The organism is Rhizobium sp. WSM1274 (assembly GCF_025200775.1).
Classification (GTDB): Bacteria; Pseudomonadota; Alphaproteobacteria; order Rhizobiales; family Rhizobiaceae; genus Rhizobium; species Rhizobium leguminosarum_I.
Window position 1 is genome coordinate 49,196 of record NZ_CP104142.1, and the last position, 16,206, is coordinate 65,401.

General features: G+C 61.1%; 13 protein-coding genes. 11 read left to right on the forward strand and 2 right to left on the reverse strand.

Going from position 1 to position 16,206, the window contains the following annotated elements; all coding sequences use genetic code 11:
• Nucleotides 1-30: 30 nt before the first annotated feature.
• The 5 genes from N2600_RS33455 to N2600_RS33475 all read left to right on the forward strand — a co-directional run bounded on the left by N2600_RS33455 (nt 31) and on the right by N2600_RS33475 (nt 7,365).
• Complete coding sequence (locus N2600_RS33455; RefSeq protein WP_260299904.1) at nt 31-339, forward strand: hypothetical protein; 309 nt, start codon at nt 31-33, stop codon at nt 337-339.
• A 39-nt stretch (nt 340-378) separates the two neighbouring features.
• Nucleotides 379-2,523 carry a peptidase domain-containing ABC transporter gene (locus tag N2600_RS33460; RefSeq protein ID WP_170260295.1) on the forward strand — a complete coding sequence of 715 codons (2,145 nt, stop codon included), beginning with the start codon at nt 379-381 and terminating at the stop codon, nt 2,521-2,523.
• Nucleotides 2,520-3,971 carry an HlyD family type I secretion periplasmic adaptor subunit gene (locus N2600_RS33465; protein ID WP_260299905.1) on the forward strand — a complete coding sequence of 484 codons (1,452 nt, stop codon included), beginning with the start codon at nt 2,520-2,522 and terminating at the stop codon, nt 3,969-3,971. The genes N2600_RS33460 and N2600_RS33465 overlap by 4 nt, the downstream gene beginning before the upstream one ends.
• Before the next feature lie 196 nt (nt 3,972-4,167).
• Nucleotides 4,168-5,373: an L-2-hydroxyglutarate oxidase gene (gene lhgO / locus N2600_RS33470; RefSeq protein ID WP_260299906.1), complete on the forward strand. Its 1,206-nt coding sequence runs from the start codon at nt 4,168-4,170 to the stop codon at nt 5,371-5,373.
• 189 nt (nt 5,374-5,562) lie between these two features.
• Nucleotides 5,563-7,365, forward strand: coding sequence for an adenine deaminase (locus N2600_RS33475; RefSeq protein ID WP_260299907.1), 1,803 nt, complete (start codon nt 5,563-5,565; stop codon nt 7,363-7,365).
• A 79-nt stretch (nt 7,366-7,444) separates the two neighbouring features.
• Here the strand turns inward: N2600_RS33475 and N2600_RS33480 are convergent, their stop codons facing one another.
• The gene (locus N2600_RS33480; protein WP_260299908.1) at nt 7,445-8,650 is read right to left on the reverse strand and encodes an MFS transporter; all 1,206 of its coding nucleotides are present in this window, start codon (nt 8,648-8,650) and stop codon (nt 7,445-7,447) included.
• A 622-nt stretch (nt 8,651-9,272) separates the two neighbouring features.
• On the opposite strand from N2600_RS33480, the gene N2600_RS33485 reads away from it, so the two are divergent.
• Nucleotides 9,273-9,419: a DUF1127 domain-containing protein gene (locus tag N2600_RS33485; RefSeq protein ID WP_003552150.1), complete on the forward strand. Its 147-nt coding sequence runs from the start codon at nt 9,273-9,275 to the stop codon at nt 9,417-9,419.
• An 835-nt stretch (nt 9,420-10,254) separates the two neighbouring features.
• On the opposite strand, the gene N2600_RS33490 is transcribed toward N2600_RS33485, so the two are convergent.
• The gene (locus tag N2600_RS33490) at nt 10,255-10,713 is read right to left on the reverse strand and encodes a helix-turn-helix domain-containing protein (RefSeq protein WP_170256846.1); all 459 of its coding nucleotides are present in this window, start codon (nt 10,711-10,713) and stop codon (nt 10,255-10,257) included.
• 356 nt (nt 10,714-11,069) lie between these two features.
• Between N2600_RS33490 and N2600_RS33495 the strand changes: the two genes are divergently transcribed.
• The 5 genes from N2600_RS33495 (at nt 11,070) to N2600_RS33515 (ending at nt 16,206) form a co-directional block, all read left to right on the forward strand.
• Nucleotides 11,070-12,272, forward strand: a complete 1,203-nt coding sequence (locus N2600_RS33495; protein ID WP_170256847.1) for an MFS transporter — start codon at nt 11,070-11,072, stop codon at nt 12,270-12,272.
• 216 nt (nt 12,273-12,488) lie between these two features.
• Nucleotides 12,489-13,049: an FMN reductase gene (gene msuE / locus N2600_RS33500; protein WP_170256848.1), complete on the forward strand. Its 561-nt coding sequence runs from the start codon at nt 12,489-12,491 to the stop codon at nt 13,047-13,049.
• Between the two features lie 241 nt (nt 13,050-13,290).
• Entirely contained in the window at nt 13,291-14,124 is an 834-nt protein-coding gene (locus tag N2600_RS33505) for a MetQ/NlpA family lipoprotein (RefSeq protein WP_170256849.1), read from the forward strand.
• Between the two features lie 359 nt (nt 14,125-14,483).
• On the forward strand, nt 14,484-15,572 hold the full coding sequence (locus tag N2600_RS33510) for a methionine ABC transporter ATP-binding protein (protein WP_170256850.1): 1,089 nt from the start codon (nt 14,484-14,486) through the stop codon (nt 15,570-15,572).
• Complete coding sequence (locus tag N2600_RS33515; RefSeq protein ID WP_032986033.1) at nt 15,553-16,206, forward strand: methionine ABC transporter permease; 654 nt, start codon at nt 15,553-15,555, stop codon at nt 16,204-16,206. Before N2600_RS33510 ends, N2600_RS33515 begins: the two co-directional genes overlap by 20 nt.

Below are 16,206 nucleotides of genomic sequence, written 5' to 3' on the forward strand. Positions count from 1 at the left end.
CGTTTTGATTATCAACCGAAGGAGAGAACAATGAGCAACGAACTTTATGCAGATGGCATCGGCGAAATCACCATCACGGGAACGATCGTGCGCATCGACCTGATGTCGCTCTCGGCCACCGATCGTGACGCCAACAACAATCCGAAGCCGGTTTTCCGCCAGCGCATCATCATGCCGGTCGATGCGTTCGCCAACGCGGTCGATCTCATGCAGAAGGCGCTTGGCGGGTTGGTGGAGGCGGGTGCGGTCCGCCGCATGGGCGATATGCCAGCCGCGGCGGCTGCCGATGTCCAATCGGTGCAGGCGGGCGCTTCGAATGCCTCGCCGAACTTCAACTAAAACAAATATGCCTCGGTCTCGTATTGTTTCGGGTGGGCCATGAGTGGTTTTCTGCATACCAACCTGCACTGTCTTGCACTGGTCGCGCGTCATCACGGCGTCGATCTTGCTCCTGAACGATTGCAGCACGATTATGCCGTCGGCAACGATCCTGTTGCCTTGCGGCAGCTGCTGCGCATGGCCAAGGATGCCGGCCTCAGGGCCAGGCATCTGACGCTCGACTGGCGATCCCTGTTCCAACTTGGCGAGGCATTCCCGGTGCTCGCCGAGCTGACGAACGGCAACTGGGTGGTCATCGCCGGCGCTGTCGGGAGCGGAGAGGATGAGAGAATCCGCGTTCTCGACCCGCTGGCATCACGCGCCGAAGTGATGATGCTCAGCGAAGAGCAGTTCGCCAAGGCTTGGCTCGGATCGGTGGTCCTGCTGAAGCGCAACTATCGCATGTCCGATGAGGATCGGCCCTTCGGCTTCCGCTGGTTCGTCCCCGAGATCATCAAGCAGCGCAGCTTCTTCCGCGATGTCGCGCTCGCCGCCTTCGTGCTCTACGGGCTGGGGCTGACGACGCCGATCTTCTTTCAGCTCGTCATCGACAAGGTGCTGGTGCATCAGAGCTATGCGACGCTCACGGTTCTGACAGTGGGCATTGCGATCGCGCTCGTCTTCGACGCGACCTTCACCTTCCTGCGCCGCTATCTGCTGCTCTATGCGACGAACAGGATCGACATCCGCGTCGCGACCCGCACCTTCGGCCATCTGCTCAACCTGCCGATCGCGCTCTTCGAGCAGGCCTCGGCCGGCGTTCTCGTCAAGCATATGCAGCAGACGGGGCGCATCCGCGAATTCCTGACCGGCCGACTGTTTCTCACACTGTTGGACGGCGTTTCGCTCCTGGTCTTCGTGCCGATCCTGCTTCTCTACAGCGTCAAGCTAACGCTTGTCGTGCTCGGTTTTGCCGCCCTCGTCGGGCTCGTGGTGATGATGCTCGTTGGGCCGTTCCAGCGCCGGTTGCAGGCGCTCTACCAGGCCGAAGGCGACCGGCAGGCGTTGCTGGTGGAAACCGTGCACGGCATGCGCACCGTCAAATCGCTGGCGCTGGAGCCGCGCCAACGCAAGGTGTGGGACGATTATTCGGCCCAGTCGATCTCCGTGCGTTTCCGGGTCGACAAGATCTCGACCATCGCCCAGGCGATGACCGGACTGCTGGAGAAGCTGATGAGCGTCGCGATCATCGGCCTCGGCGCGCTCGATGTTTTCAGCGGCGCGATGACGATCGGCGCGCTGGTCGCCTTCAACATGCTCGCCGGCCGGGTCTCGGGACCGCTGGTGCAGATCGTCACCATGGTGCACGAATATCAGGAAGTCGCGCTCTCCGTGCGCATGCTCGGCGAGATCATGAACCAGCGGCCGGAGCAGGCGGGCCGCGGGCGAGGTGTTCGGCCGCATCTGCAGGGCCGCATCGAATTCGACAGGGTCAGCTTCCGCTACGGCCCGGATAGCGCACCGGCGCTCGACAATGTCTCCTTCGCCATCCCGGCGGGCTGCCTCTTCGGCGTGGTTGGCAAGAGCGGCTCGGGCAAGACGACGATCACAAGGCTCATCCAGGGGCTCTATCAGAGCCAAGAAGGCCTCGTGCGCATGGATGGCTATGACAGCCGCGAAATCGACCTCGTGCATCTGAGAACGAGCATCGGCGTCGTGTTGCAGGATAGTTTCCTGTTTCGCGGCTCGGTGCGCGAGAATATTGCCGCCGCCAAGCCCGATGCCAGCATCGAGGAGATCATGGAAGTCGCCCGCATCGCCGGCGCCGAGGAGTTCATCGAGCGCCTGCCGCGCGGCTTTGACACGATGCTGGAGGAAAACGCTTCCAACCTGTCAGGCGGCCAGAAGCAGCGGCTTGCCATTGCCCGCGCGCTGATCACCGATCCGAAGCTGTTGATCTTCGACGAGGCAACGAGCGCGCTCGACCCCGACAGTGAGGCGATCATCCGCGAGAATCTGAGCCGCATCGCCGCCGGCCGCACCGTCATCATCGTCTCGCACCGGCTTTCGACGCTTGTCGATGCCGATGCCATTCTCGTCATCGAGCGTGGCAAGGTCGCCGATATCGGCCGGCACGATCAGCTTGTATCGCGCTGCATGACCTATCGCCACCTGTGGGCCCAGCAGATGAGGCAGGTCGCATGAATGCGCACAGCAGAAAACCCAGCGAGAACCTGCCGGTCCCTTCAGGCGAAGGCCCTTCAGACAAGGCGCCCTCAGGCAAGGCGCCCTCAGATAAGGGAAGGGAACTGACCGCCCGCCTGCCGCTGCCGCCGGCCATCGCAGAATTCCAATCCGATGCGGTCGAGCTCGAAGAACGCGCGCCGCCCAGAGTTGCGCGCATGACGCTCTATTGCGTGACGGCGCTGATTGCTGCGGCAATCATCTGGGCCTCGGTCTCGTCAATCGACGAGGTGGTGATCGCGCCGGGCAAGCTCGTCACCACCCAGCCGACCATCGTCGTCCAGCCGCTCGAAACCTCGATCATCCGCACGATCGAGGTGAAGGCCGGTGAAGTGGTGCATGCCGGCCAGACGCTCGCGACCCTCGACGCTACTTTCAGCCAGGCCGATGTCGACCAGCAGCGGGCGAAATTCTCCGCGCTCGATGCCCAGGTGCGGCGCATCGAGGCCGAGCTTGCCGGCGACGACTACACGAAGATGGCGGGAGATACGCCCGACCAGATGCTGCAGGCGCAGCTCTTCGGCCAGCGACGGGCCTTCTACGTGGCGCAGTTGCAGAATTTCGAGCAGCAGATAGCCGGCCAGTCGGCCGCTCTTCTGGCGAGCAAGAACCAGGAGGCCGTGCTCAACGACAGGCGTGATGGGCTGTCGCAGATCGAGGCTGCGCGGGAGCGGCTCTATAACAAGCAGAGCGGCTCGCTGATCACGCTGCTCGGCTCGCGCGACGCCCGCCTCGACGTCGAGTCCGATCTGACGGCCGTTCGCGGCCGGGCCGACGAGGCCGCGCACGCCTATGCCAAGCTGACGGCCGACCGGCAGGCCTTCATCGAGGATTTCCGCCGGGCGGCGATGGAGCAACTGGTGGAACTGCGCGGCCAGCGTGACATGGCGGACGAGGAACTGAAGAAGATGGCACTGCGCCGCAACATGGTCGCGCTGACGGCGCCGGCCGATTCCGTTGTGCTCGACCTGGCGCAGCGCTCGGTCGGGTCGGTGGTGCGGGAGGCGGAGCCGGTGGTCACACTCGTGCCCATCAACGTGCCGCTGGAAGCGGAAGTCTCGATCAACACACGCGATATCGGCCGGGTGGCGGTCGGCAAGGAAGCCCGTATCAAGCTCGATGCCTATCCATTCCAGAAATACGGAACCGCGACAGGCGAGGTGAGGACCATCAGCCAGGACACCTTCCTCACGGGCCAGCAGGAGGCCCCGACCAACCAGCCGGCCGCTCCCTTCTTCAAGGCGCGGATCCTGCTCGCCGATACCCGGCTGAATGCCACAGATGTGCCGGTGCGGCTGCTTCCCGGCATGACTGTGACCACGGAAATCAAGGTCGGCAACCGTACGGTGATCTCCTATTTCCTGTATCCGCTACTGCGTGGCCTCGACAACGCAATACGCGAACCGTAGGACGTGATAGATCAGTTCGCCCCGCACGAGATCCCGAGCGAGGTTCAAGGCAGATATTTCGCGTCCCATAGCTGCGGCCAGCCCGCATGTTCGTGAAAGGCGGATTTGCCCGGATTTCGGCGGCTCGCACTCAACGAACCGTCGAGCTTTCGCTCAGCGGCAAGCCGTCGTTCGGCGTTAACTTCGATCGATTGGAATGAGTGTCGCAATGATTCACGACGTCTGCATCATAGGCGGCGGCATAGTTGGCCTTGCTACCGCCATGGCCGTTCTGGAAAAGCGCCCCGGCGCAAGCGCCGTTCTCCTTGAAAAGGAGCCTGGCTTGGCCGTCCACCAGACGGGGCATAACAGCGGCGTCATCCACGCGGGAATCTACTATGCGCCAGGCAGCTTGAAAGCGCGCCTCTGTCGGGAGGGGGCCGATGCCATCAAGGCGTTCTGCAGGAAGAAGGCTGTACCCTATGAACAATGCGGAAAACTGGTGGTTGCCACCAACGAGCTTGAACATCGCCGCCTGAAGGACCTGGCCGAACGGGCAAGGATCAACAGCATCGATATCGAATGGCTTGATCGGAATACGCTGAAACAGCGGGAGCCCATGGTCGAAGGCGTCGCGGCAATTTTCGTTCGGGCGACGGGTATCGTCGACTACAAGGCTGTGTGCGTCGCCATGGGCGCTCATCTGACCGCTCAGGGCGTGGAAATCGAATTGAATACGCAGGTTTCCGCGATCCGCGAAACCTCTGATCTCGTGGAGATTGCAGCCGGTGAGCGCCAATGGCGGGCCAGACAGCTGATCGCGTGCGCCGGCCTGCAGTCCGACCGCATCGCCAAACTTGCGGGCCTCAAGATCGATCATCAGATCATACCGTTCAGAGGCGAATATTTCCGTCTGCCGCCGTCGCGGAATGGGCTGGTCAGGCACCTGATCTATCCGGTGCCCGATCCGTCGCTTCCATTCCTTGGCATTCATGTCACCAAGATGATCGATGGCAGTCTTACCGTCGGACCCAATGCGGTTCTGGGAATGGCGCGCGAGGGGTATCCGAAATTCAGCATAAACGTCCGGGATCTCAGCGAGTGTCTCTCGTTTCCGGGTCTATGGCGGCTACTCTGGAAGAACGCAGGGGGCGCCGTGAACGAATTCAGGGACTCGCTGTGGCGGAAAAACTATCTGGAAGCGTGCCGCAAATACTGCCCATCGTTGACACTTGAAGACCTTCAGCCGATGGAAGCGGGCATCCGAGCCCAGGCCGTGATGCGGGACGGGCGCCTCGAGCATGACTTCCTGTTCCTAAGGACGGGTCGCATGCTGCACGTCTGCAATGCGCCGTCGCCCGCGGCCACGTCGTCGATCCCGATCGGCCGGGATATTGCCGACAGGTGCTTTTCCGCCGGCTAGACGAGGCCGTGAGGGAAACCCGATGACGTTCAAGACAAGATTTCTCGAAGCCGCAATGAACGATGCCGGTCAAGGTTGCCCTGAGCGGTAGAGCATCCCTCCCTATGACAAGAACTATTGGCGCTTCCTTCCCTCGACGGCGTTCCTTACAACCTTGCCTGTTCTCCCCGCCCTGGAAATGAGGTTTTCATGAGCACGCTTACCCGCTTCTCCGTTCAGCCGCTCTCGACCATGACCCGCCGTCTTGCCGATGTCGCTTCCGCTCGTCGCGAACCAGACCTGGTCATCCAGGGCGCGCGCCTCTTGTCCACCTATTCGGAGCGCTTTCTCGACGGGCGGGAAGTCTGGATTTCGGGGGGCCGCATTGCCGCCGTCAAGCCGGCCGGCAGCTACAGGGGCGCAAGCGCTAAACTCTACGACGCCAGGGGCGGCATCATCGCGCCCGGTCTGGTCGATCCGCATATCCATATCGAATCCTCGATGGTGACGGCCTGCGCCTATGCCGAAGCGGCGCTCCTCAACGGCACGACGACGATCTTTTGCGACAGCCACGAGATCGGCAACGTGATGGACGTCGCCGGCGTCGAGGCCATGCTCGAGGACGCACGGCAGGCGCCGCTGTCGATCTTCCTGACCGTACCGAGCACCGTGCCGGCGACGACGCCGGATTTGGAGACAGCCGGCGGCGACCTGACGCCGGACAAGATCGCCGCCCTGTTCGACAAATGGCCGGAAGCCGTGGCTCTCGGTGAGAAGATGGATTTCGTCCCCGTTGCGATGGGCGACGAGCGCAGCCATGCGATCCTGGCTGCGGCGCTCGAGCGCGGCAGGCCGGTATCGGGCCACGTCTACGGACGAGAGTTCGTTGCCGCCTATGCCGCATCCGGCGTTACCGACACGCACGAAGCCATAGACCGCGACATTGCCGACGACCTGCTGGAAGCCGGCGTGTGGATCTTCCTGCGCGGCGGCCCGCCGACGACACCCTGGCATTCGCTGCCGCAAGCGATCAAGACGATCACCGAGCTCGGCGCTTCCCACAAGCGCGTTGCCGTCTGCACCGACGACCGTGATGCGGAAGATCTGCTCGCCTTCGGCCTGGACTGGGTAACGCGCGAAGCCGTGAAATACGGCATGAGGCCGGAACAGGCCTGGGCGATGGGTTCGCTGCACGGCGCAGCCCGGTTCGGCATGGAAGGCGAAATCGGCGGTCTGGGCGGCGGACGCCGCGCCGACCTGGTGCTTCTCAGCGACGATCTTGCGCCGGTCAGCACCTGGTATGGTGGCGAACTCGTCGTCGACGGCAAGAAGATCACGTCTATCCTCGATGAAGCCCTGTCGAAACCATACCGTTATCCGGATGCCGCCTTCCACACGGTCAGGCTGCCAAAGAACCTCAAACTGACGCCGGACCTGCCGACGGAGACGGTCGTCGCCCATACGATCAAGACGGAGCTGCCTGGCATCACCCTCGGCCATGTCACCGTCACGCTGGAGCCGGCCAATGACTGGCAGGCGCATTTCGACAAGCACGATCTCTGCTTCGTGACAGTGGTGGAGCGCCACGGCAAGTCTGCCGGCAATGTCGCCCACGGACTGCTCAACGGCTTCGGCCTCAGACAAGGCGCGGTCGCATCGTCGGTCGGCCATGACAGCCATAACATCATCGTCGCCGGCACCAATGCAGCGGACATGCAGGTGGCGCTCGATGCGATCGCGGAAAGGCAGGGTGGCGTCTGTGTCGTCATGGATGGCAAGGTGACGGCCATGGTGGCGCTGCCGATCGCCGGGCTTTTGTCGGACAAGCGCGTGCACCAGGTCGCCGACGAGGTAAAGGCCTTGAAGCTCGAATGGGAAAAGGCAGGCTGCACCATCGCCTATATGGGCTTCAATCTCATCCCGCTCTCGGTCATCCCGGAAATCCGGATAACCGACAAGGGCCTGGTGCTCGTGCCGGAAATGGTCATCTCGCCACTCTTCGAAAAGGTCTGACCGGCAAAAAACAGTCGGCGTGTGCGGCGAGGATGCCAACATATAATAGCGTTTGCGCCAAAGGCAGCATCGGCAGACGTTACTCGGCCTGCACCCTTTGATCCTTCGGCAGCAAAATCGTCATCGCCGCCGCGATGGCGGCCGTAACTGCAACGGCGAGATAGATGCCGCTGAAACTCTGGGTCGTTGTCTTGATCACGCCGCCAAAGAAGTTCCCAGTAGTGCCGCCGATGCCTTGGAACACGGTGCAGATGCCTAGGACGGTCACCGCAAGGCGTGGCGTGGCGCGATGTGAAACGTAGGCCGGCAGCAGGCCATAGATCGGATAAAAGCCGAGCGAAAAGAAGATGCCTGACAGGATCGAGAGTTGCATCGAGGGATCGAGGACGACGAGGGCGCCGGCGGCGAGGAAGCTTGAGTAACAGGCGAGCATGGCATAGCGCGATCCGAGGCGCGACGATATTGTGCCAATGGCGAAGCCTGCGCTGATCCCCACCACCCCGATCGTTGCCCAGAGCCATGAGGCAAAGCCGACGGAATAGCCGAGTTCCTCGCGCAGGAACGGCGACAGATAGGTGAGATAGGGATAGGGCATCAGGCCGTTGATGAAGCCGAGTGCGAAGATCAGCACCACCCATGGCATGATGGAGCGCAGGCTTGCTGAAGCGCCGGCAGTTGACGCGAGCGTTTCGTGACTTGCCCCGCTATCGAAGAGGCCGGCCCGGCCGAAGAGGATGTGGGTGACAATGGCCAGTGTGATCGTGGCCGCGCCTGTGAGATACCACACCGTCTGCCAGTGACCGCTTCCCGCGTATGCCGCCACGAGTGCGCTGTTGATGAGGACACCAAAGGCCGGGGCGCTGGAGATCAGGCTCATGGCAAAGCCGCGTTGTTCTGCTCTCACCACCCGCGAGGCGAGGTTAATCATCGGCACGAAGGTCGATGCGCCGGTCGCGCCGGCGACCATCAGCAGGCCGGCAACAACATAGAGATTGTCGATGATGGGGATGCCCGACAGGCAAAGCCCACAGAGCGACACGGACGCCACCACTGTCCGTGCGGCACCGATGCGATGGACGAGCCAGGTACCGACCACTGCGAATGCCACCGTGGAAAACTGGACCAAGCCGGTGACGGTGCCGACGAACGCATAGTCGAAGGCAAGATCTTTCCGCATGTCGGGGATGATCTGGGGAAACAGACTGAGGCCGAAGCCGTAACACGTGGCGACGCAGGCGATCATGACGGCGACGAGAACGTTACCTGGGAGACGCACGCTAGTCATGATGATCGGCCTCTGTTGGCTATCGCGGTCACGCCTGTTCGACACGATGATCATCTAGCATGGGCAGCCGGCGGACTGTCGAGGCTGCGACGCCGGCCGCCGATATTGCCGGCACTCGAGTTCACCGGAGGCTTCGGCCATATAATGCGTTTCGAGCCATAGTGGCAAAATGCCTGAGGAAGGGAAAAGTGAATTGCATCGCCACGAACGGCGTGCTGTTTTCGGCGCCGGCCGGGCTCGAGATCCTTCCCGCGGATCCGACGAATTTGGGCCCGATATCGTCACGCCGTGGCGTTGGGATATGCCGCTAAGCGCTTCCGTCCGGATATGCGGATACTTCGGGCGCTCGGAACTCAACACGTGTCACTAAGTACTGTTCGCAGCATCGGATTCACTCTGTGACGCGAGACACGAACCCGACGATCCGATGGCTTTCACCTCCGCGGCTTAAAAAGACAGAATTTCGCCCAAAAAAGAAACACCCCATGCGTCCATCGCATAGCTGAGATGAGAGATTGTCGCTGTTTTAAACCGATTGAACCGCCTATATTCCAGCCATCGAAACGACGCCGGAGCCAAAAAGGTTGCTGACGTCAGACAGCCCTCAGGAAAGGGGATTATCATGAACGTAGCACGCTCTTTCAACAACTGGCGCAAGTTCCGTCAGACCGTCACCGAACTCGGCCGTATGTCCAGCCGTGAACTCCAGGACCTCGGCATCGACCGCGCTGATATCCGCAGCGTTGCCCGCGCATCGATCGCGCGCTAACCGCACAGCACTTGATATCTATCACCGCTTGACGCCCGCTCCTGATGCGGGCGTTTTTGCGTCGAGCTCCGTGGCTGAGCTCGTTGGGATCCTCGTTCGTATTGCAGGCCTTGTAGTTCTTGCATAGCTGCAGTGCAGCATAAGACATTGGCACCATCCCTGGTCGGTGTATGATCAAGGCTATCGAAGCAATGCACCTCCTCCCGCAAAGCTTCGAATCTCAGACGGCCCACTCCTCCTCCCAAGGGACGTCTGTCGGAACAGCGGCACTCCTCCTCCCAGTCGCTGTTCGGTTTTCAGAAAGCCTGCCGCACCTCCTCCCGCGGCAGGCTTTTTCGTATCTCGAACCTTCCCTGCTACAGATCGAGATCGAGTGCGGCTGTTCCCACGGCGAATATCGGGGAGAGAAAGTCGCATCACATCCCGCAGGCCAACAAGGTAGCTGTGATAGGCGGCCGAATTGCCTCGAAGGAGTGGCGCATGGTTTCATGCCGGCGAACCTGGCCGGCAAGCTCCCTGGCGGTCCGCCGCGCGATGTCGCGCCGGTGACTTACCAAATCATATTTCTCGGGCTGAAACGCTTGGCCCAGATGACCTCATCGCGAGGTTGGCCATGATGTCAGGATTGTCATGGCTGTCCCATAGGAACCGCGCCAACGCGGAGCGCGGATATTAGCTCCCGGCCCCGTCCTGCAGATACCGATCCACCAGATAGCAATCGCAAGCAGACCTTTTCCGGGAACGCCACGGGTTGCCCGGTCAGATCGATCAGCCTCTACTCACCAAATGACTCGAGCCTGAGTTTCATGCGGATACTGCCTGCCGATATCCCTGACTATTCTCCGAGCGGAAGAGTGATATCCGCTACGGAGGCTCCCAATGCTACGCCGGGACTTTCCGCCTGCGCCATCGCCTTTACCAGCGCGATGATCGTATCGCGGATATTGCGGTCGGCAATTTTAAGAAAGGCGCGATTGAGCACCAATCCCTCTTTTGTTCGCAGGAATTCAGCGACCGGGTCGGTATTCGCCGACAGATCCAGCCCTTGCAGCGTTAACGGCTCGGAATTCTCCTGTTCGAAGAAGAAGCTCACCGACGTATGAAGCACCTCGGCGATCCGCTGCAGACGGCTCGCGCCGATGCGATTGATGCCTTTCTCGTATTTCTGAACCTGCTGAAAGGTCACGCCGATCTGCTCGGCAAGCCGTTCCTGGCTCATCCCGAGCAACTGGCGGCGCATTCTTATGCGCGCTCCGACATAGCTGTCTATTGCATTCGCTGTCTTGACATTCATCGCGTGTTTTCAGCCTCGATCGCATTTTAAATCGGGGAAGCTGTAGTATCCCCCGCATCGCTTTTCCACGGTTGTTTTCACCTAGCCCACTGGATATGCGATGATCGCGACCGACTGTGATATGAAAACCCGTTTGAAAAGACGTTAAACTAGGCAGAAATCACTGGTCCGGAGAGAAAATCGAACAAAAGCCGTACCAATACCGATAAAACCGGGCTGTAGTTGCGTCTCCGCTTACGCTAAATGCACTTCAGCGACCGTCGCACGAGAGTCTTCCCAGCCCCGATCGCCCGAAAATCCATCGAACAAAAGCGACGTGGCACGGCACCGGCCGTGCCTGTGCAGGAGAAGTATTGATGGCAACCGTTGCCGAGAGCGCGCCCCGTTTCGAAAAAACAACGATGTCCATCCTCATGGCGGTCAGCTTCTGCCATATGCTGAACGACATCATGCAGTCGTTGCTCGCCTCGCTCTATCCGCTGTTCAAGGCGAACTACGATCTCGATTTTGTGCAGATCGGCCTCCTCACCATGACTTTCCAGGTCACGGCTTCGCTGCTGCAGCCGCTGGTCGGTATCGTCACCGACCGCTGGCCGATGCCCTATTCGCTGCCTGTGGGCATGGCGAGCACCTTTTGCGGCCTCATTCTGCTCGGCAATGCCGGCAGCTTCGAACTGCTGCTGGTTGCCGCCAGCCTGATCGGCTTCGGCTCGGCGGTCTTCCATCCGGAATCGTCGCGCGTCGCCCGTCTTGCCTCCGGCGGTCGCCATGGTTTCGCGCAATCCTTTTTCCAGGTCGGTGGCAATGCCGGCCAGGCGATCGGTCCGCTGCTTGCCGCCTTCATCGTGCTGCCGCTCGGCCAGCACAGCGTCTCCTGGTTCGCCGCCATCGCCATGGTCGGCATGGTCGTGCTAAGCTGGGTCGGCAACTGGTACATGAGCCACAGGCGCCAGAATGCCAGCAAGCCGCCAATCAGCCGGAGCCTGCCGCTGCCGCAGAACCGGGTCATCTGGGCGCTGCTCATTCTCGTGCTGTTGACGGCGACGAAGAATGTCTACATGGCCAGCGTGTCGAGCTACTTCACCTTCTACGTCATCGACAAGTTCGAGCTTAGCGTACAGCAGGCACAGCTGATGCTCTTTCTGTTCCTCGGCTCGGTCGCCGTCGGCACCTTCCTCGGCGGGCCGATCGGTGACCGCTTCGGCGCGCGTTTCGTCATCTGGTTCTCGATCCTCGGCGTCATTCCCTTCGCGCTCCTGCTCCCCTATGCGAACCTTTTCTGGACGGGCGTGCTCAGCATCGTCATCGGCCTGATCTTCGCTTCGGCTTTCTCGGCAATCGTCGTCTTCGCACAGGAACTGGTGCCCGGGCGCGTCGGGCTGATTGCCGGCGTCTTCTTCGGGTTCGCCTTCGGGGCAGGGGGGCTTGGGGCGGCGCTGCTCGGCGAATTCGCCGATACCCACGGCATCGATTTCGTCTACCGTATCTGCTCGTACCTGCCGCTACTCGGTCTCCTGACAGTCTTCCTGCCGCGCATTCCCAAGCAGAAACCAGTCTGAGGCGACATCGCTTACGGACAATCGATCGAGCCGGAATGTCACCGACACGCCGACTCGATGCATCCAGTTTCGCACGTCGCCGTCGCCCAAAGGCCCGAACGTATTTTTCTCCTCCTTTGAGGAAGAGGGATCATCATTCCTTTAATCCACTATTTTTATAGATAATATTCGTCCAACAATGACGTCGGTTTCGGCACGATATTGGAAGGAAATGGCATGTCTGCTCCCAAACTGGTCGGCCTAGCGGGTAGTTTCAACCGCCCGTCGAAGACCTTTGCGCTTGTCGAAAATATTGCCGGTCTCGCCAGCGAGAAATACGGCTTCGACAACACTGTCTACGACCTGACCGATGTCGGCCCCTCGCTTGGTTTGGCGCTGCGCCGTGACGATCTCGACAATCGCGCCAAGGAAATCATCGACGACATCGTCAATGCCGATGTGCTGGTCATCGGAGCGCCGACCTACAAGGGCAGCTATCCCGGCCTCTTCAAGCATCTGATCGACCTGATCGACCCGCATGAGCTTCGCGCCAAGCCCATCGTCATCACCGCAACCGGCGGAGGCGACCGGCATGCGCTGATGGTCGAGCACCAGCTCCGCCCGCTTTTCGGTTTTTTCATGTCTTACACGCTGCCGACCGCCGTTTATGCGTCCGACCGCGACTTCACCGATTACCGTGTCTCATCCGACCCGCTTTGCAATCGGATCGGAGAGGTCATCGGCGAGCTCGCGGCCTTCTTTCCCAACCGGACTCAAGCGCTTATCGCCGCCGAGTGAAGCGTGCGGGATAGACTTGAAACGGCGCCGCTAAGGCGTCGTTTTCGCTTTCGCGCCATCCTCGCGGCCAAGTATAATCCACTAATTTAATGGAAATTTATCCTGCCGATATCGATGGCAGGGCAAGAGTTTTTCCGGCCCTTCTTCCACATCAGACATTCGTACTTCGCTCCCGATGCGCGCATTTGCCATGATTGGCCTGCTCGGGGCGTCGGCCTCATTCAGTCAGACGGGATATAAAATGACCAAGAACAAAAATCTTCACGGCCTCCACCTTTCGCGCCGGGCGGCTCTTGCCGCCGTGGCCGTTTCCGCTGCCGCACTCTTTGCAGCACCCGCTCCTTCCTTTGCCGAGGACAAGTCGATCAAGGTCGGCATCATGGCCGGCGAGGAGGAGGACATTTGGCGCGTTGTCGCAAGCGAGGCGGGCAAGAAGGGTCTCAAGATCGAGACCGTCATCTTTAACGACTACACCCAGCCGAATGAAGCGCTGGAACGCGGCGAAATCGATGCCAACGCCTTCCAACACCAGCCCTATCTCGACAACCAGATCCAGCAGCACGGCTATCACATCATTCGCGTCGGTTATACCGGGGTCTGGCCGATCGGCCTTTACACCAAGAAATACAAGTCCGTCGCCGAGATCCCGAAAGGTGCCGTCATCGGCGTGCCGAACGATCCTTCGAACGAAGGCCGTGCGCTGCGCGTTCTCCAGAGCGAAGGCCTGATCAAACTGAAGGAGGGCACCGGTATTCTCGCGACCGTCGCCGACGTCACCGACAATCCGAAGAAGATCGAGATCAAAGAGCTCGACGCCGGCATCGTCGGCCGCTCGATCGACGATCTGGATGCCGGTATCGTCAACACCGACTGGGCGTTGAAAAGCGGTCTTTCTCCGGCCGAACGCATCGCCCAGGAGCCGATCACTGATAATCCATACCGCAACTTCATCGCCGTCAAGGACGACAACAAGGATGCCGACTGGGTCAAGACGCTTGTGTCTTCTTATCAGAACGACACCGTGAAGGCCGAATTCGATAAGGTCTACAAGGGCACCGGTCTCAGCGCCTATTGATCAAAGGCAGGGCTGGGGTTAGAGCCTTTCCGGGTTAGATTGAAGCATTCTGTTGGCTCAAACGGAGTCGGATGGTCGACCGGCCGGCGCGCGTCGTAGCCCGGTTCTACGGCCAAGCCGGCCGGTCGATCAGCCGGCCCGTTTCAGCCAACCCGAAGGGCCGGGCATCTTTCCGCCAGGGCAAAGGCGATCGGCTCGGACGTACCAAGGGATATGCCCGTCGCTAATCGCCTTTGCCCTGACGAAAACCTGCTCCGGCAGAATGCTTCAATCTAACCCGGAAAGGCTCTAAGGCCTGCCGAGAGGCGGTCTGGGCGTTCTCTGCCCGGACCGCCTTCAGTATTTGTAAGGAAAACGATATGAACTCCCTTGTTTCCACCACGGTGATCGAGGCGCAGTCTCAAGCGCCGGCTTCCGAAGAGGTGGTGAGGCTGACCGACGTGAAGCGACGGTTCGGAACCACTGCAGCCCTCGACGGCATTTCGCTGACAGTGAAGAGAGGCGAGATCCTCGGCATCATCGGCCGCAGCGGCGCCGGCAAATCGACGCTGATCCGCTGCCTGAATGGCCTGGAGCGCGCCGATGGCGGCGAGATCCTCATCGAAGGCCGAGACATCACCGGACTTTCAGAACAGGACCTGCAGCCGCTGCGCCGCCGCATCGGCATGATCTTCCAGCATTTCAATCTGCTTTCCGCCAAAACCGTCGAGGAAAACGTCGCGCTGCCGCTGAAGATCGAGGGTCTTGCAAAGGGCGAGCGCCTGAAACGAGCCCATGAGCTCCTCGAGCTCGTCGGCCTTGCAGACAAGGCGAAGACCTATCCCGTATCGCTGTCCGGCGGCCAGAAACAACGGGTCGGCATCGCCCGGGCGCTGGCGGCACGGCCGGCACTGCTGTTGTCCGACGAGGCGACATCGGCGCTCGATCCGGAAACGACCCGGTCGATCCTGGCGCTGCTCAAGGATATCAACCGTAAGCTCGGGCTGACCATTCTGCTGATCACGCATGAGATGGAAGTGGTCCGCGGCATTGCCGATCGCGTCGCGGTCATCGATGCCGGACGGATCGTCGAGGAAGGGCAGGTCTGGTCGGTCTTCGCCAATCCGCAGACTGAAATCACCGGGAGCCTGCTCGGCGGCATCCGCCCGCAGCTTCCTGCGCATATCGCCGGCCGGCTGTCGGCGACGGCGGGCAGCGAAGCGATCCTCAGCGTCGATCTCGCCGGGCCACAGGCACAGGGCGTGCTGTTTGCCGAACTCTTGGCAGTATTGCCGCATTCCTTCCGCCTCGTCCATGGCGGTATCGATCATATCCAGAACCAGCCGGTGGCACGGTTCTTCATCGCCGTTCCCGCACGCGACCCCGCGCTTGTCGGAAAGGTCGAACAATTCCTGACGGCCCGGTCCGCCCGGGTGAAGGTGCTTGGTTATGACGCCGATCATGTTTGAACTACTTATTCGCTCCCTTTGGGAGACGGTCCTGATGACCCTCGCCTCGGGGGTGATCTCGCTCGTCGCCGGCCTGCCGCTCGGCCTGGCCCTGGTTGCGACGGCGCGCGGCGGCATCGCCGAAAACCTCTGGATCAATCGCGTGCTCGGCGCAGTCATCAACGGCTTTCGCTCGGTGCCTTTCATCATCCTGCTGGTGGCGCTGATCCCGCTGACGCGGCTGATCGTCGGCACCGCGCTCGGCACCTGGGCGGCCATCGTGCCGCTCGCCATCGCTGCAACGCCCTATTACGCCCGGATCGCCGAAGTGTCGCTGCGCGAAGTCGACCGCGGGCTGATCGATGCCGTGCGCGCCATGGGTGGAAATCGCTGGACGATCATTCGCGAGGTGCTGGTGCCTGAAGCGCTGCCGGGCATCGTCGCCGGTTTCACCGTCACGCTGGTGACGCTGATCGGCGCCTCGGCCATGGCGGGCGCGATCGGCGCCGGCGGCCTCGGCGATCTCGCCATCCGCTACGGCTATCAGCGTTTCGAAACCAGTGTGATGATCGCGGTCGTGGCCGTCCTCATCGTGCTCGTCTGCGGCATTCAGTGGCTTGGCGACCGGCTGGTTGCCGGGCTGGACCATCGATAA

Bases quoted from the DNA above. Each gene is read 5' to 3' on its own strand.
- N2600_RS33455 (WP_260299904.1), top strand. From the start codon at position 31: ATGAGCAACGAACTTTATGCAGATGGCATCGGCGAAATCACCATCACG.
- N2600_RS33460 (WP_170260295.1), top strand. From the start codon at position 379: ATGAGTGGTTTTCTGCATACCAACCTGCACTGTCTTGCACTGGTCGCG.
- N2600_RS33465 (WP_260299905.1), top strand. From the start codon at position 2,520: ATGAATGCGCACAGCAGAAAACCCAGCGAGAACCTGCCGGTCCCTTCA.
- lhgO (WP_260299906.1), top strand. From the start codon at position 4,168: ATGAGTGTCGCAATGATTCACGACGTCTGCATCATAGGCGGCGGCATA.
- N2600_RS33475 (WP_260299907.1), top strand. From the start codon at position 5,563: ATGAGCACGCTTACCCGCTTCTCCGTTCAGCCGCTCTCGACCATGACC.
- N2600_RS33480 (WP_260299908.1), bottom strand. From the start codon at position 8,650: ATGACTAGCGTGCGTCTCCCAGGTAACGTTCTCGTCGCCGTCATGATC.
- N2600_RS33485 (WP_003552150.1), top strand. From the start codon at position 9,273: ATGAACGTAGCACGCTCTTTCAACAACTGGCGCAAGTTCCGTCAGACC.
- N2600_RS33490 (WP_170256846.1), bottom strand. From the start codon at position 10,713: ATGAATGTCAAGACAGCGAATGCAATAGACAGCTATGTCGGAGCGCGC.
- N2600_RS33495 (WP_170256847.1), top strand. From the start codon at position 11,070: ATGGCAACCGTTGCCGAGAGCGCGCCCCGTTTCGAAAAAACAACGATG.
- msuE (WP_170256848.1), top strand. From the start codon at position 12,489: ATGTCTGCTCCCAAACTGGTCGGCCTAGCGGGTAGTTTCAACCGCCCG.
- N2600_RS33505 (WP_170256849.1), top strand. From the start codon at position 13,291: ATGACCAAGAACAAAAATCTTCACGGCCTCCACCTTTCGCGCCGGGCG.
- N2600_RS33510 (WP_170256850.1), top strand. From the start codon at position 14,484: ATGAACTCCCTTGTTTCCACCACGGTGATCGAGGCGCAGTCTCAAGCG.
- N2600_RS33515 (WP_032986033.1), top strand. From the start codon at position 15,553: ATGACGCCGATCATGTTTGAACTACTTATTCGCTCCCTTTGGGAGACG.